This window comes from Brevibacterium sp. 239c, assembly GCF_900169365.1.
Lineage (GTDB): Bacteria > Actinomycetota > Actinomycetes > Actinomycetales > Brevibacteriaceae > Brevibacterium.
Genome location: NZ_FXZH01000001.1, coordinates 148,308 through 163,958, shown reverse-complemented (window position 1 = coordinate 163,958; position 15,651 = coordinate 148,308). Strand labels below are relative to the sequence as shown.

17 protein-coding genes and 1 pseudogene are annotated in these 15,651 nt (G+C 61.4%); 11 read left to right on the top strand and 7 right to left on the bottom strand.

Going from position 1 to position 15,651, the window contains the following annotated elements; genetic code table 11:
- Positions 1–42: 42 nt before the first annotated feature.
- Positions 43–939 (top strand): macrolide 2'-phosphotransferase, encoded by an 897-nt coding sequence (locus tag BSP239C_RS00760; protein WP_101569707.1) that lies wholly within the window; start codon positions 43–45, stop codon positions 937–939.
- Between the two features lie 57 nt (positions 940–996).
- Here BSP239C_RS00760 and BSP239C_RS00755 read toward each other — a convergent pair whose 3' ends face one another.
- Positions 997–1,686, bottom strand: coding sequence for a TetR/AcrR family transcriptional regulator (locus BSP239C_RS00755; protein WP_180958868.1), 690 nt, complete (start codon positions 1,684–1,686; stop codon positions 997–999).
- Between the two features lie 89 nt (positions 1,687–1,775).
- Here BSP239C_RS00755 and BSP239C_RS00750 point away from each other — a divergent pair, with 89 nt between their 5' ends.
- Complete coding sequence (locus BSP239C_RS00750) at positions 1,776–2,978, top strand: FAD-dependent monooxygenase (RefSeq protein ID WP_101569705.1); 1,203 nt, start codon at positions 1,776–1,778, stop codon at positions 2,976–2,978.
- Positions 2,979–3,016: 38 nt separating this feature from the next.
- Positions 3,017–3,805 (top strand): fructosamine kinase family protein, encoded by a 789-nt coding sequence (locus BSP239C_RS00745; RefSeq protein ID WP_101569704.1) that lies wholly within the window; start codon positions 3,017–3,019, stop codon positions 3,803–3,805.
- 63 nt (positions 3,806–3,868) lie between these two features.
- Here BSP239C_RS00745 and BSP239C_RS00740 read toward each other — a convergent pair whose 3' ends face one another.
- Entirely contained in the window at positions 3,869–4,729 is an 861-nt protein-coding gene (locus BSP239C_RS00740; RefSeq protein WP_101569703.1) for a DUF4352 domain-containing protein, read from the bottom strand.
- 172 nt (positions 4,730–4,901) lie between these two features.
- Here BSP239C_RS00740 and BSP239C_RS00735 point away from each other — a divergent pair, with 172 nt between their 5' ends.
- From BSP239C_RS00735 to BSP239C_RS21010, 3 genes and pseudogenes are all read left to right on the top strand, one after another.
- Positions 4,902–6,344, top strand: a complete 1,443-nt coding sequence (locus BSP239C_RS00735) for a sensor histidine kinase (protein ID WP_257929985.1) — start codon at positions 4,902–4,904, stop codon at positions 6,342–6,344.
- Positions 6,345–6,389: 45 nt separating this feature from the next.
- Positions 6,390–7,082, top strand: coding sequence for a response regulator transcription factor (locus tag BSP239C_RS00730; RefSeq protein WP_101569701.1), 693 nt, complete (start codon positions 6,390–6,392; stop codon positions 7,080–7,082).
- A 186-nt stretch (positions 7,083–7,268) separates the two neighbouring features.
- Positions 7,269–7,496, top strand: a pseudogene (locus tag BSP239C_RS21010) (universal stress protein); the annotation flags it as partial.
- Positions 7,497–7,564: 68 nt separating this feature from the next.
- Here the strand turns inward: BSP239C_RS21010 and BSP239C_RS21005 are convergent.
- A complete protein-coding gene (locus BSP239C_RS21005) occupies positions 7,565–7,948 on the bottom strand; it encodes a hypothetical protein (protein WP_257930009.1) in 384 nt (127 codons plus the stop codon).
- On the opposite strand from BSP239C_RS21005, the gene BSP239C_RS00720 reads away from it, so the two are divergent.
- Positions 7,860–8,078, top strand: coding sequence for a universal stress protein (locus tag BSP239C_RS00720; protein WP_180958867.1), 219 nt, complete (start codon positions 7,860–7,862; stop codon positions 8,076–8,078). The genes BSP239C_RS21005 and BSP239C_RS00720 overlap by 89 nt on opposite strands.
- 112 nt (positions 8,079–8,190) lie before the next feature.
- Here BSP239C_RS00720 and BSP239C_RS00715 read toward each other — a convergent pair whose 3' ends face one another.
- Both BSP239C_RS00715 and BSP239C_RS00710 read right to left on the bottom strand, forming a co-directional pair.
- A complete protein-coding gene (locus BSP239C_RS00715) occupies positions 8,191–9,177 on the bottom strand; it encodes a nucleoside hydrolase (protein ID WP_101569698.1) in 987 nt (328 codons plus the stop codon).
- Positions 9,178–9,239: 62 nt separating this feature from the next.
- Positions 9,240–10,667: an MFS transporter gene (locus BSP239C_RS00710; protein WP_101569697.1), complete on the bottom strand. Its 1,428-nt coding sequence runs from the start codon at positions 10,665–10,667 to the stop codon at positions 9,240–9,242.
- 213 nt (positions 10,668–10,880) lie between these two features.
- On the opposite strand from BSP239C_RS00710, the gene BSP239C_RS00705 reads away from it, so the two are divergent.
- The 3 genes from BSP239C_RS00705 (at position 10,881) to BSP239C_RS20635 (ending at position 12,934) form a co-directional block, all read left to right on the top strand.
- Positions 10,881–11,666, top strand: coding sequence for a GntR family transcriptional regulator (locus tag BSP239C_RS00705; RefSeq protein WP_257929983.1), 786 nt, complete (start codon positions 10,881–10,883; stop codon positions 11,664–11,666).
- 39 nt (positions 11,667–11,705) lie between these two features.
- A complete protein-coding gene (locus BSP239C_RS00700) occupies positions 11,706–12,575 on the top strand; it encodes a PfkB family carbohydrate kinase (RefSeq protein ID WP_101569696.1) in 870 nt (289 codons plus the stop codon).
- A 197-nt stretch (positions 12,576–12,772) separates the two neighbouring features.
- Positions 12,773–12,934 (top strand): hypothetical protein, encoded by a 162-nt coding sequence (locus BSP239C_RS20635; protein WP_180958866.1) that lies wholly within the window; start codon positions 12,773–12,775, stop codon positions 12,932–12,934.
- A 15-nt stretch (positions 12,935–12,949) separates the two neighbouring features.
- Here the strand turns inward: BSP239C_RS20635 and BSP239C_RS00695 are convergent, their stop codons facing one another.
- A complete protein-coding gene (locus BSP239C_RS00695) occupies positions 12,950–13,708 on the bottom strand; it encodes an SDR family NAD(P)-dependent oxidoreductase (protein WP_101569695.1) in 759 nt (252 codons plus the stop codon).
- A 33-nt stretch (positions 13,709–13,741) separates the two neighbouring features.
- Positions 13,742–14,764, bottom strand: a complete 1,023-nt coding sequence (locus BSP239C_RS00690) for an acetamidase/formamidase family protein (RefSeq protein WP_257929982.1) — start codon at positions 14,762–14,764, stop codon at positions 13,742–13,744.
- Positions 14,765–14,868: 104 nt separating this feature from the next.
- Here BSP239C_RS00690 and BSP239C_RS00685 point away from each other — a divergent pair, with 104 nt between their 5' ends.
- Positions 14,869–15,633: a phosphatase PAP2 family protein gene (locus BSP239C_RS00685; RefSeq protein WP_257929981.1), complete on the top strand. Its 765-nt coding sequence runs from the start codon at positions 14,869–14,871 to the stop codon at positions 15,631–15,633.
- The last annotated feature ends 18 nt before the right edge of the window (positions 15,634–15,651 follow it).

Genomic DNA, 15,651 nt, shown 5'->3' with positions numbered 1-15,651 from the left:
ACAGATCCCTACGAAGCGACTCCTTCGCCGAAAGGTGGCCACATGTCGGCCGACAGTGCAGAGTTCACCACCATCCTGAAGCTGGCATCGGATCATGGTCTCGATATCGTTCCTGAGACTGTCACCGTCAATGAGCTTGGCCTCGATTTTCAAGTCGCCATCGCCGAGGTGGTTGATGGTCAGTCCTGGGTGCTGAGAATCCCCCGCCGCCCGGACGTCACCGACCGGGCCGCTGTCGAGGGCCGTTTTCTGCAGGCGATCGCACCTCATCTCAGTGTCGCGGTCCCCAACTGGCGCATCCACACGAAGGACCTCATTGCCTATCCGCTGCTGCCCGGTGATCCTGGACTCACGATCGATGGGCAGGGTCAGCCGCAGTGGCATTTTGATGTCGAGGCCAAGGAATATGTGTACTCGCTCGGCGATTTCCTCGCCGAGCTCCACCTCGTCGATCCTTCAATCGTTCGCGCCTCCGGCATTGAGGAGCGCTCCCCTGCCGAGGTGAGGCAGCGTAAGCGTGATGACATCGCTCGCGTCGTGGCCGAGTTCGATGTAGCCCCGAGTCTCCAGGATCGGTGGGGCGCGTGGCTCGATGATGATTCCTTCTGGCCCACGTTCACGGTCGTGACTCATGGAGAGGTGTATCCGGCGCATCAGCTCATGGATGGGGCGAGGAATCTCAGCATCCTCGATTGGACGACGGCCACCATCGGCGATCCCGCGCGTGACTTCATGTTTCACCACGCGAGTGTCTCGGCTGAAGCGTTCGACGCGACGGTAAAGCGGTATGTGGAGAAGGGTGGACGTGTGTGGCCGAGGCTGGCCGAGCACTGCGGCGAACTGTTCTCGACCTCTCCGGTCGAGCTGGGACTCTACGCACTGGAGACCGGCGATGCCGATCATATGGACGCCGCACAGGCGCAGCTGAATCCCGAGTGACGAACCTGATCGCACGGAAGCCGTCCTCAATGGATCCGGCGTGCCCTCACACCAGGGTCAGCGCGTTGCGACGAAGTTCTCGACGCCGTCAAGAATCCGATTCAGCCCGAATTCGTAGGCCTGCTCCGACGAATCGGGAATCGACCGGTCCGCGAAGGCAGCTGCAGTGAGCGGGAATTCGTCTTCCCGCAATTTGAGCACCGGCAGGAGCTGAGCCTGCATCGTCTGTTCCCATCCGTCGTGCCGGTCCCGACGCTGTTCGACCATTCCACGAACGAGCGACCCGATGAGGACGAGGGTGTCCAGCTTTTCCATCCCGTTGAGCTTCAAATCGGTCATAGCGGCTAATCCCGACTCCATCCAAGAGAGCTCGACGGGCCCGATGAGCCGGGCGCCTGTCGCGAACGCCGACAGCCATCGGTGCCTTGCAAAGACGATGTACATGGCATCAGCCCACTGCCGCAGTCCTTCACGCCAGGCGCCGGATGGCTCGGGAGCCGGTCCAAGTGCGGCCTCGATCATGAGCGCCACCATCTCGGGGCGGCCTGGGACGTGACGGTAGAGGGCCATCTTGGTGACACCGAGATCGTTTGCTATTCGCTGCATCGATGCCGCATCTGCGCCCTGCTCATCGGCGATCCTCACAGCCGCCTCGATGATCATGTCCTGGCCGACACGGGGCTTCGGGCCTCGCCTAGATGCGGGTGGCGCGGACCAGAGCACCTCGGACAGCGAATCGTTCGACATTGTCATTCCTTAAGACCTTGATTACTGTGTCCACCCGACACTAATATGTATCTGGTAGACACAGTTTATACGACTTGGGGGCCAATTTCATGAAGATCCTGATATCAGGGGCCGGCATCGCCGGTTCAGCCGTGGCTTTCTGGCTCACACGCGCCGGCCACGATGTCACCGTCGTTGATCTGTCTCCGACCTTGCGGACGGGCGGCCAAGCAGTCGACTTCAAAGGGCCCACTCATCGCATGGTTCTCGACCGGATGGGGCTCTGGGAGGACATATACGAGCTTCGCACTTCCGCGGTTGATCAGCATCTGGTTGATGCAGACGGGCGAACGCGGGCGACCATTCCACACGAGTTCACCGGCGGGGACATCGAAATTCTCCGCGGCGACCTGGGGACGCTGCTTTTCAATTGCAGTGCCGAAGCCGCGCGATGGATCTTCGACGACAGGATCGAAGCCCTGACACCGCAGACAGATCATATGGGTGTCCGTTTCCGCAGTGGACGTTGCGACAGCTTTGACCTGGTCATCGGTGCCGATGGGATCCATTCAGGGGTGCGAAGACTCGCATTCGGACCCGAGCACGAGCACGTCCAGCATCTCGGCTACCACTACGCGGTCGTCGGTTCCGGCTCGCTCGATCATCTTAGGGACAGCACTGGAACAGACGGTTGGGACACAAACGGCCCCGGAAGGCGACGTGGGTATTGGTATAACGAGCCGGGCAGGCTAGCAACCATCGGCGGCCCCAAGGCACCTGACCTATATGTGTTTTCAGGCGCACCGGAAGCCTATGAGCGCAATGACTCCGACAGCCAGAAGCAGTACATCTCCGAGAGATACAACGGCATGGGGTGGCGGGTGCCCGAAATGCTTGCGCGGCTGGAAGACGCTCCAGACTTCTACATCGACGGCATCAACCGAGTGCGAATGGATCGTTTCTATCGCAATCGGGTGGTCCTCGTCGGCGATTCAGCCTATGGCAATACCCTCGGCGGATTCGGCACTGGACTGGCTGTGGTCGGCGCGTACGTATTGGCTGGTGAATTGTTGACTCCCGGTGCAGGCGTCATGCGGGCACTCGGCAACTACGATTCGATCATGCGCAGGTATGCGAAGATTGCGCGATCTGGCAATGCCGGACCGTTCCTTGCACCGCCGAGCAAGCTCGGCATCCGTCTGCGCGATCTCTCTTTCAGCAACCGCGTGCTTTTCAAGTCCATGATGAAGATTACGGACATCTTCGCCACGAACATCCAATTGCCTGAGTACAACAGTTTGACTCACGCCTGACGGCACGATCTGACGCGGACGACCGTTACCCTAGCGACATGGCTGATTTCATCAAAAGTCGCAGAAACGCACCGGGAGGCTTCTTCGCTGCTGAGGCTGCAGGGCTGCGGTGGCTGGCAGAGCCGGATGTTGTTCCGGTTGTGGGCGTCATCGAACATGATGCGAACAGTCTGCGGCTAGACCGTGTCAAGGAAGCCGCGCCCGACGCCAACTCTGCTTTCGCCTTCGGCCGTCAACTTGCGATGCTCCATCACTCCGGTGCTCCTTCGTTCGGGTGGGCACCTGCGGAACCTGCCTGGTTCGGGCCATTGGAGTCTCCGTTCGAGGTAGAGGTCGCCTCGTGCAAGTCGTTCACGGAGTTCTGGGTAGAGACACGATTGGAAGCATTGGCGAACGAGATCCGCGACCAACTGTCGAGTGACCAGCAGGAAACGATCGCCACCGCGATCAAGGAGATAGCTAGTGGTGCCTTCGAGGGCATTGCTGGCGTCGGTCGTGAGAAACCGTCTCGAGTCCATGGTGATCTCTGGGCAGGGAACCTCATGTGGACGCAAGATGGGTGCACGCTCATCGATCCTGCTGCTCATGGCGGGCACCGTCTCGAGGACCTGGCCATGCTGGCACTGTTCGGGACACCGTACCTTGATGAGATCTTTGCCGGCTACGAGGCTGTCCATCCGATGCCTTCTGGCTGGGCAAACGATCTGCCGGTCCACAATTTCTTCGCGTTGCTGGCTCACGTGAAATTGTTTGGGGCGGGGTTCTTGGGCCAGACTCTCTCTGCTGCGGATGAGATCATAGACAGAGGCCGAGAGCTCGGCGCCTGAGCTCACGCGCGGAGCGACCCGGCACACACGATTGGGTGTTCCGAGTCGCCCACGAGCAGGTCCCTACTTCAGTGAGATCTCCACCGGGTCGGAGAAGATTCCGCCTTCGAAGGTGAGTCGGTCGGGGCTGACGTCCTTGGGAACGTCGAAGACCAGCACGCCTTTGGCTGTGTTGCCCGGGTTGATCTCCTCGAGGAAGAGGATCGAGTTCTCGTCGACGTAGATCCCGGCTTCGGAATCGGCGGAGTAGGTGTTGCCCTCGTCATCGCCGAGCTTGATGTTGTCCTCAAAGAAGTAGTCCGGCTCCGCCTCCGTGTTCTTCACCGACAGCGCCACCGTGACGAACTGCCCTTGCGCCTCGGAACCCATGAACTCGTCACCGACCGATGCCACACCGTCCTCGACCTTGTTGACAGTGATCTCCCATCCGTCGGCCGTGACCGCATCGCCGATGCCGGTTTCGACAGGTGCTTTCTCGGCCTTCTGCTCGCCTCCCGCAGCTTTCTTATCCTGTGCAGAAGAGGAGCTGGCTTCGTCGGGCGTGTCCTCTCCGCCGCCACCCAGCGCGCTGATCATCGCAATGACGATGACGAGGACGAGGAGCCAGAACCACCAACGTTTGAGCAATGACTTCTTCTGCTTCACCGGCTTCTGCCCATAGGGGCCACCGACGTAACCCTGCTGCCGTGGATGCTCACCTGGATCACCGGGCTGTGCCCCGGGGTAGCCCTGCGCCGAGCCGGCTGCCGAGAATGACTCTGAGGTGAGGTGCCCGGGACCGGTGCCGTTTGCCCAGCCTTGGTTGGGGCTGGTCTGCGCGTACTGCGGTGCCCACTGCTGAGGACCTGCCGACTGGGAGCCGGGTTGCTGAGGACCAGGCTGCTGCGGCTGGTCGGGATTCTGGGGTGTGTGTGGGTTGGACATGATGCTCCTTGAAAAGGTGTTTGAACGGCTGTGACGTGCTGACTCGTCAAGCCTCGCGTGTGGTCACGTTTTGCACGTCCACCCATCGGCTCCAACTGGCTGGCCGATCGGTTGAGTCGGTCCACCCGATCGGTGGACTACGTGTGTCAGAGCTCGCGGCTACTATTCAGGTGTGTCAGGTCAACCATTTACTCAGCAGCGCCCTGAGAACCTCCCCCGCCCACGGCGGCGCCGGGTTCCCCAGTGGGTGCGCATCGTCATGAGCATCGTCATCGGCGTGGTCCTCTTACTCTTTGGACTCTTCGCCTCGGTGATGGCGCTGACGTCGAACACGTGGGCCTTTGACGACGGCATCATCAGCAATACGGGGATGCTGGGAGTCTTCCTCCTCGCGCCCGTGTGGGGAACAGTCTTCCTCCGGCACAAGTGGCCCTGGGCCCCGTTCATCACCGGTGCCCTACTCACCGCAGGGTGGGGTGATGCCCTCCTGTTGCTCATCGGGCTCTTCCACCTCGTCATCCGCGCATCAAAGCGACAGACCATCGTAGCCTCAGCGGTGGCATCGATCCTGGTCACCGCCTCCACCGTGCGTATGTGCCTAGGACCGGCTCAGCTCAATCCCTTCGCTATCCTGTTCCTGACCGACCCCGAGCAGATGACGAACCTCGACGCGCCCACCCCCTCGGCCGATTCGCTGCTGGCCATCACCCTCGTAACAATCGCCGCAGCCATCATCGGACTCGGCATCAGCCTCGGCGTTGGTGCTCTGCTGCGCCGGACCAAACGGATGGAGGCAGTCGAGACGATCGCTGCACGCGAGACCCAGCGCAATGATTCCCTCTCCGCCGAGCTGGCCCGCCAGTCCGAACGCGAGCTCCTCGCCCGGGAGCTGCATGACACTCTCTCCCACCGGCTCTCAGTGATCTCTTTGCACAGCGGTGCTCTTGAGGTCGGCAGCAAGGATGACGGCGATGTCGCCTCGACCGCCTCGGCGTTGCGGCAGGAGGCACACGCATCCCTGGAAGATCTACGCCATCTGGTCGGCGGGGTCCGCGAGGGAACGTTGGCCAATGCCGGTCAACAGAAGGAAGCGTCGGCTCCTCCGAGCCTGGCGTCGATGCGCTCGATCCCGCAGCTGGTCGCTTCGGTGCAGTCCACCGGCACGATCATCCGCCCCTCGATCATCATCCAAGATGTCGAAAGCGCTCCAACAGTCCTCGACCGTGCGGTGTATCGCATCGTCCAGGAGTCGCTGACGAATGCGATGAAACACGCGCCGGGTGCCCCGGTCACACTCGAGGTCACGGTCTCGGCTGCCCTAGGCACACATGTCGTCGTCGCAAATCCCATGCCGCCGTCGACCAATCGTTTCCAACCGCCGACCAATTCCTTCTCCGAGGTGGCTCCCGGCATTCCGCCCTACCCGACGTCCGCGCCAAGCGTGGGTTCGACAAACCCCACCGGTCAGTGGGATCTGTCATCGACGGGTTCGGGTGCCGGGCTCGAGGGAATTAGGGAGAGGGTGTCGATGCTCGAGGGTGAGGTCTTCATCGGCGTTCACGACGGTTCATTCATCATCGATGCAAAACTTCCGGCCTTCACACACCGGAGCTGAGCCGCTGGACTATCGGTGTCATTGCCCTCGGGTAATGTGTCGATCATGACCCAGAATGCTGCCTCGAACCGTGTGCTCGTTGTCGATGACGATGCGATGGTTGTCACCGGGATCAGGGGAATCCTCCACGCTGCTGATGACATCGAGGTCGTGGGGTCCGCGTCAAGTGGTGAAGAGGCGCTGGAGAAGGTAGCCCTGCATTTCCCTGATGTTGTGCTCATGGATATCCGCATGCCCGGCATCGGCGGGATCGAGGCGATCGAGCGCCTCGTCAACAGTGTTCGCCCACCGAAGGTAGTCGCGCTGACGAGTTTTGATACCGATGACTATCTCCTCCGCGCCCTCCAGGCCGGTGCCGCCGGCTACCTCCTCAAGGACATCGGGCCGGTGGCTCTCGCCGAGGCGATCCGCAAAGTGCATCTCGGCGAGCCGATCCTTTCGCCGAGGTCGATGCAGCAGCTGATCTCGACGGTGACGACCAGGCAGGACCAACGCCTGCAGCGTGAGGCGACCGCACTTCTGGCTGATCTCACCGCTAAGGAGCTCGAGATCGCGGTACTCGTGGCGCAAGGCCTGTCGAACCAAGAGATCGCAGACGCCATCTACATGAGCACCGCGACCGTGAAGACTCACCTCAACCGCATCAACATCAAGCTGGACACGAGCAACCGCGTGCACATCGCAGTGATCGTGGAGCGGGCTCGGGTGGGGAATTCTCGTATAATCCAAAGCGAATAACCACGGCAGGTCAGACTGGACAGCATTGCAACGGTTTGCGCTTGCGGGTCAACACGTCGATGCCAAGGGACATGACTCTTCGCGTCGAAGAACAAGCTCTGTGACAGGGCTCCAACGAGGGCACCACACAGGCTGTCACCTTTCCTTACATCGATCTGTTCGGGACTGATGCAAGGATCAGTATGAGTGTCATCAAACCCTGCATCACTTCCGACCCAACCTGAGGACCAGCTCAGGCAGGAAATCGCCGAGAAGACTCTTGCCGAAGAACGCGAATACCTCAAGGGATACCAGAGCAAAGTGGATTTCGTGACCGAGCAGGGAGACGCCACCGGCGCCCTCGTCGATCTTTCGGCCCGGGCGAAGCTGGTCGTCGTGGGGGCCCGCAGTCGGGATGGCTTCGTCGGCCGGATTCTGAGATCGGTCGCACCAGCACTGCCAGCCCATGCCCACTGCCCCACCGTCGTGGTGCCCAGTGGATATCAGCTGTCCCGGCCCAAGCCACCGAGCGCTTCACCCGCGGAACGACCGACTCCCCTGTCATTGCTACGATCGATGGCTCCGAGCAAAGTCGCATGGTCCTGCTCACGTCGGCGCAGCAGGCCGAACATCACGGCGGCAAGATTCATACCCTCGCCGCCATGCCCCTGATCGATGAGTGGGTGTATTGATGCCCGGAGCTCTACGTCGACGTAGTCCACCATCAAAACACGCCGGAGTGAACTTGAGAAGTCGATCGAGGCCGAAGTCTCCTGGCTCCAGGAGCTGTACCCGTCCTTGGACATCACAGTCGAGGTCGAGGTCGACGTCGGTGAGCCGCCTTTACTGATCGCGGCTAAGACGCGTACGTCTGCTCTCACAGTCATCGGGACCCAAGGTAGTGGCGCAGTTCCGAGCGCCTTGCTGGACTCAGTATCGCTCGGTGTCCTCAACAATGCCGAATGTCCCGTCCTGGTTGCCCCGGCCGAGGCGAAGCACGACGACACTGAACGATGACCAACCGGTCCAGCCCGCTGTGCTGACCATGGGCTCTGCGGACACTGACACTGCACCCTGCAGGGGTCCGGGGCGGCTGTCTCGTGCCAGCTGAGAGACGTACCGGCAGGCCTCAGCTGCCGACACCCCCCTGAGCGACGAGCTTGCGCCCGAAGCTCAGAAGCTGGTCGATGAGCACGGGCGCGAGCTGGTCCTGTGTATCGAGGACAACGCGGACGTTCGCTCCATCTCTGTCCACCTGGTCCGGCCTCCGTCCCCGCAGATCGCAGATCGTCTGTCCGCGTCCGGGGCCGTCAGAGGTGTCGATGATGACCGGCACACGCGGCGCCTTCCCCGGTGCGACGGCTCCGATGGCGATCGCCACGGCCAGTGGGTCGTGCAGAGCAGAGCAGCGCCGGCCGAACTCGCCTACGTAGAAGTCGAAGTAGCGGTCGAGGATCTGCCCGAGGCAGTGAACGAACTCCGACTCCGCGGCAAGCAGCTGCTGACGATCGGATTCTTCGAAGAGATTGGTCATTGTGGCATCCAGTGGCACTATCGTCACAGACCAAGGTGCGGAGACCACTGCTTGTGCGGCCTCAGCGTCATTGGCGATGTTCGCCTCGGCGACGGCGGTGATGTTGCCAGGTGCCAGTGCCGCTCCCCCCATCAGAGTCACCGAGGCGATCCGCTCAGCCACGGACGGATCTCGCTGCAGAGCAGTGCCCAGGTTCGTCAACGGCCCTACTGCGACGATTTTCAGATCTCCTGCGTACTCGTGCGAGAGGCGCACGAGCATGTCGGCGGCATCTTCTTCCACGGGTGTCGCCGCTGCGGCGGGCAGAGCTATGCCGCCGAGTCCGTTGGAACCGTGGATATGGGGAACTCCACCGCCGAAGTCGCCGCACAGAGGATCGTTCTCTCCAACTGCGACGGGGATCTCCTCGCAACCGGCCAGAGAGAGCAGACGCAGAGTATTCTCCACCCCCTGAGCAGCGCTGACGTTGCCGTGCACGCCGCCTATACCAACAAGGTCTACCTCAGCAGAAGCGAGCAGCAGGCCGAGGGCCATGGCGTCGTCGACCCCGGTGTCGCAGTCGAAGTAAATGGGTGTGGTCACAGCAGATCCTTTGTGCGTCGTCGGATTTCGGGTGAAGAGAGTTTCGGAATGAACGGTCACTATCAGCGGGCCATTGCCTGAGGTGAGGTCTTGAGGGTGAACGATGATATGAGCGCGAGCACGGCGATGCTCGTCGAAATCCACAGCGCGCTGGCATAGCCGCCGATACCCCCAGATGCCGTGAAAGGAGCGACGATCGCGATCCCCAGACTTGCGCCGATGCCGAAGGCCGCGCTGTTCATGCTCGGCAGGGCAGAGGGTGCCTCTGGCGGGGACTGCAGCACACCCAGGCCATTGGCCGTCGTCAGCACCAGACCGTTGTAGGTGATGCCCAGGACGATGATCATGGCAAAGACAAGCCAGGTCGATCCAGGCGAGAGGGCAATGACGATGAGTGCCGCTACGCAGAGCCCAAGGCCGATGCGAAGGATCAGCGCCCAGCCGATTCGGGCCGCAAGCCAACCGGCCAACGGGGCCGCCGCGAGCCCGATGAGCGCGGGCGGAGCAAGGAACATCAGAGCGCTGGTCGCAGCGTTGAGACCATAACCGTGGTCCGCATCCTGGCTGAGGAGAACCACGGTGAAGTTGATCACCGTGAATACGCTGGAGAGTGCGAGCACGGTCGTCGTGATGACTGGCCACACGCATCGGGACTTCAGCTGGTCGACGGCGATGAGCGGAGTGGCCCGGCGCTTCTCGATGAGGACGAAGACGATGAGGGAGGCGACGGTGCCGGCCGCGAAGGCCAGAGTCAGTGGATCTGTCCAGCCCGACCCTCCGCCTGTGGTAACGAAATAGGTGAGGCATATCAGCCCCAGTGACAACGCACCTGCGCCCCACCAATCCATCCGTCCCGCCGATGCTGCACCGTGATCAGCTGGCACGAACTGCCAAACACTGAACAGAGCGATCAGGCCGATGGCAAGGATGACGACGAACAGCGACCGGTAACCGAAGGCATCTGTGAGCAGCCCGCCCACCCAGCCGTCGATCCCACCAACGCCGCCGTTGACGGCGGTGAGGATTCCCAGCATTGTGCCGAACATCTTCCGGCTCAACTTCTCATTGAGGATGACGTAGGAGAGCTGGAAGGCGGCACTCGAAGCACCTTGGAACACGCGGCCGATCAGCAGCAGAGTGAGGTTCGGAGCAAGAAGGCACAAAACCGTGCCCACAGTGAGGATCGAGAGGACTATGAGCAGCCCGCGTTTGCGCCCGATGAAGTCGGACCAGCGAGCCAGGAGCACTCCGCCGACTGCACCGGCGAGGAAGAACAGCGAAGACACGTGAGACACCGCGTCTAGGCTTTCACCCAAGGTGTGAGCGATGTCCGGCAGCGCCGGGGCCAGCATGCTCGCGTTTAGCTGGAAGGCCACCACCGCAAGCGTCAGAGTGGCCACAAGGCCGACGGCTGCACTCCCGCGGAGCTTCCCTTCGGTGCCGTCGATGAGATCCGACGGGCCGTCAGCTGTCGCTGAGGAAGAAGTCATAGGAACGTCCTTGGATTGATCATCGGGTTGGTGCCGCCTCTTTGAAGTACCGCCGTTCATTTTCAAGTATGATGTTATACCTCTTGTGTATGATATGTACATTGCAGAGAATTCTTGTTTGAATGGACAGATACTGACGTCCCTGGCGGCACATCAAGAGAGCGAACCCGCACACCACTACTCGCAGCATCCCGCCCGACCGAAGGAATGACGATGACCGACGCCGAGGCCCTGCTGTCTACACCGCTGAGCACGACAGCAGGTCAACCGATGCGAGTAGCTGTTTACTCACGCATCGCTCAAGGCATCCGTTCGGGTACCTTTCCAGTCGGTTCAGCTCTGCCTCGCGAGACGGAGATCGGGACTGCCTTGAGAGTCAGCCGTACAGTCATCCGCGAAGCATTGATGCTCCTGGAGGAGGACGGCCTCATCCGCACTCGCCGCGGGGTGGGGCGATTCGTCACGGCCTCGGTGACCAGGATGGGCCTTGAGGGTCTGCGCCCATTCGAAATCGTGCTGGCCGGTGCGCAGTCACCACTCACAGTGGAAGCCTCGCCCATTCAACTCCAACCGAACACAGAGTTCGTCTCCGACCACCTCGACCTAGAAGCCGAAGCCAATGCTTGGTTCCGCGAGAGCGTGCTGCTCCGTGCCGGCGAACCCGTGGCCATCGTCCAGGAGCACCTTCCAGCTGGCAGATACCTCAGTGACGCCCACCCCCTCATCTCTGCGGCCCTGCCTCGCGCCGCAGACGCGCAGGCCACCCTGCTCACGGGAATCCAAGAGCTCTGCGGCCCGGTGCTCACGATGGCCAGCTGCCAGATCACGCCGAGCATCATCGGAGCGTCCCGAGGCGCACAGCTCAATCTCCTCGAAACCGACCCGGTGCTCATCCTCACCCAGGTTGCCGAAGCTTATTCCGCCCCGGTCTACCTCGCGAAATGCATCATCGCCTCCAATGTGGGCCCACTCACCGTCATCCAAAGCCCCACTGCATGACATCTACCCCCTTACCTGCCAGAGCACAGAGGACGCCCAATGACCAACTCCCCCGATACACAGCTTGAAGTAGCCCCGAGCTCTCCCGTCAGCCTCACCGTCGTCGGCAGCATCAACATTGACGTCACAGCAACTTCTCGGAGGCTGCCGCTGGCCGGTGAGACCGTCAGCGGCGGTGTCCTCACCCGCAGTGCCGGAGGAAAGGGCGCCAATCAGGCAGCAGCAGCTGCACGTTTAGGGGCACGAACTCGAATGATCGGAGCCGTCGGCGATGACTCCGACGGCACGGCGATGCTCGACTCCCTGCAGGAGTCGGGAGTCGACGTCAGCGGTGTGACCACCTCGTCGCATGCCACAGGGACAGCCATGATCATGGTCGACGCCGCTGGGGAGAATCAGATCTCCGTCTGTGATGGAGCCAATGCCGCAGCCACCGTCGACGGTGTGGTCTTCGGGGCAGACGAGATTGTGCTCGCTCAGCTGGAGATTCCGATGACCACCGTCATCGCAGCCGCCCGACGCTGCCGAGGATTCTTCGCCCTCAATGCCGCACCGGCCGTTCGGCTGCCGCAAGAGCTCATCGACCGTGCCGACCTCATCATCGTCAATGAGTCCGAGTTCGCCCTCAACCCGGCCCTGCGTGAAGCATCCTTGGTAGCAGTGACTTACGGCGCGAGGGGAGCCGCAATTCTCCACCACGGCAATCAGACCGCCTTCGCTCCCGGGCTCAGCGCCGAGGTGGTGAGCACGGTGGGAGCCGGCGATGCCTTCTGTGCCGCGCTGACCATAGCGTTGTGCTCTGGCGCCTCTCCTGCCGAGGCGCTGCAAACCGCGAACGCCGTCGGTGCGGCGGTAGTCGCCAATGCGCAGGCTCAGCCGCAGTTGAAATCCATCTCTGAGTACTGCTGATTCATGCGGCCGATGAACTGAACCCTGTCCCAGAGGCCATTGTTCCCCGGCTTCGCCGGAATTCGGCGATGAACTGTCGGTAGACCGCGATGAGAGCGCAGCCCGCTGAGATCACACTGGAGCGCAAGATGCAGCTGCTGGGGTCATAGTCAGGGCGTAGACTCGGCCTTCACATTCGATTGCGAAAGGTGAAGATCATGCCGATTGAAGACGGTATGCGCAATGCCGCCGAGAACCTCGACGAAGCTGCAGGTGCGGCCCCCACTTCGAAGGACGCACGCACCGAAGACCACGACGAAGGTGAAGAGGCTAAGCGGAACGAATCTGAAGCCTCACACGACGAGTCCGACGACGCCTGAGCGTCCCACACAGATTCAAAACTGGATCCCTCTAGTTAACGCACCGTCGATCAGCAGGTTCGCCCCAGACGTCCGGCTCGACATCGGACTCGACAAGAACACGACACTCGCAGCCGTCTCCTGCGGTGTTCCCATGCGTCCTGTGGGGTTCAAGCTCATCGCCTGTGCAAACAGTTCGGGGTCGGATGACTCGATTCCCGGCCACACTCCATCCTCGTGATACGTGTTGCCCGGCGACACCGTGTTCACCCTGACGCCCTTGTCGGCAAGACTGAGCGCCAGTCCGGCCATGTAGCCGATGATCGCGGTCTTCATCGTGCCATAGGGCCCGGAGGCGAAGTCAGCTTCTCGACCAGAGACACTCGAGATGGATAGCAGCGATGCCACATCGCTCTTCTCCAAATATGGGATCACGAGCTTGGACAGGTTCACCGTGCCCATCATGTCGACGTTGAACGACTCGTACCAGTTCTCTTCGGTATCCGGTATCGCCAAGGCACTGACGCTGTTGACGACCATGTCGATTCCGCCGAACTCTGCGGCCGTGGCCTCGACCCATTCGGACAGAGACGTGGCGTCTTGAACATCAAGGACCGTGCCGATGGCTCTGCCCCTCGAAGCCAAGGATTCTTCCGCCTCGGCGACTTCTGAGGCCTTTCTTGCACAGAAGGCCACGTTGGCACCCTCGGCGATAAATGCCTCGACGATGGCACGCCCGATACCCCGTGTGCCCCCGGTGACCATTGCTGTCTTCCCGCTGATCTTCAGGTCCATGACGGAACTCTTTCTCCTCGATGCTCTCTGGAACTAGGACAAGGAACGTGCACGATCACGCAGGTCCGCGTGGATCCCGTCGAAGGCACTGCGCGTGGGCAGGAGGGACTTCGCAATCTTCGTCACGACGCTGTAGTTGGTGTCGACCACATTGGCGACGGGGACTAGGGAGATCTGGGTGAGCAGCTGATAGGCGTCCATGGTCTCCAGTCCGTAGAGCTCGCCGAGCCAGCGGATCATTTCGACTTGGGAGATCCTCCACGAGTCCTCCATCGGCCTCGAAGACCCGACCACCATCCAATGGCCGTCGTTTTCCAGCCGCGGCCACGCCGGACCGCCGCCTTTGATGAGGTCGACGATGATCGTCGAGTTCATCGCCCCCTCGACCGCTGTGCCGCACGCTTCGCCCTCGCCCTGCCGGTAGTGACCGTCGCCGATGGAGAACATGGCTCCGTCGACGTTGACTCCGAAATAGGCTGTCGTACCGACCTTCATCTCGGGGGTGTCCATGTTTCCGCCGTAGCGTTCGGGAGTCAGTGAGGAATGCACCTCGCCTCCGGCAGGCGCCACGCCCACGGTGCCGAGCATGGGTTCGAGAGGCAGCGCCAGTTCGAAGTCGCCCTTGTGCGTCTGAAAACCCACCGTCTGTGCGGCGGAGTCGATCTCGTATATCCAGACTCCTTCCGGCAGCGGGTCGTGCAGGAGGCTGGTTCTGTCCGTTGCCGTCAGTCCGCCGAAGAACGGGATCATCGCCGATGCTCCCCAACTGCGTGCAGGAGTGAGTTCGACAATGTGGATGACCAGGGTGTCCCCCGGTTGGGCTCCTTCGACGTAGAAGGGTCCCGTCTGCGGGTTGAGATACCGTGCGTCGAGCATTTCGCTCGGAATGTCAGCGACAGAAGTGATCGCATTGTTGAATGCGTCCTCGGACCACAGGCGCAGGGCTGTGCCGGGTGTGATCGTGGCTGCCGGTTGGGATCCGCCAAAGGTGTAGACGAATTGATTGCGCTCTGGAACAAAGTCAACGACGTCCATACTTGATGCTACGTGAGTCATGTCATAACACCAATAGTATTCAGCGCCAAGATGCGCTGGTGGTTCAACTCCCATTATTCAGCTGTTTCCACGTCGGCACCTCGAACCGACTAAACTCGCCCTTGATGGTTGTCGATTCTCGCATGGCGCCTGATGGTCAGACCGGCTTTCCCTCCGATCATGACCGAGTACAGGCGAAGAGTAAGGGATGGCTTACTCAGGCAACCTCAATTTGGGTGCTGGCACTCGGATTCGTCGTGTTGACTATCTTCGCCGCGGGGCCGTTGCGAGTCTGGGACTACCAGCTCAATCGTCGCTGGCTCTACCTTTTCAACCCTGACCTGGTGTGGTTCACACAGAATATTCTGGACAGCATTGCCGGGCAGGCAGTCTGTATGCCCGTGCTGGCGATTGTTGCGATTGTGCTCGCGCGCAGGAGGCAGTCCTGGCGCCCGATCGGGTTCGCGCTGGCGGCCGAGGCGGCCTTCTTCATCGGCATCGGGGGGCTGAAGATTCTGCTGGCCCGGCCAGCGACAACTTTGCATGATCCGAGATTCTTCCAAGGCGGTCTGCTCGAGTTCGGTGATCGTGGGATCAGCTTCCCCTCCGGACACTCCGCCGAGGCGGTGCTCATCTATGGCGCCGCCGTCTACCTCATCGCCCACTACAGTGGCGCCTCCCGACGGCTCGTCCATATTCTGTGCTGGGTCGTGGTCGCGATCAGCGTGAACTCCGTGGCGGTCTCATTCCTCCTCGGTTGGCACTGGGCCACAGATCTCCTCGGTGGCCTCATTGCGGGCGGCCTGTTCCTGCGCATCCTGGTGCAGTGCGACAGACAGACGCGCTACCGGTGGAATCGTATGGACAATTTCACCGCAACATCTTCGTGAATCTTCGCAGCTCGGCTT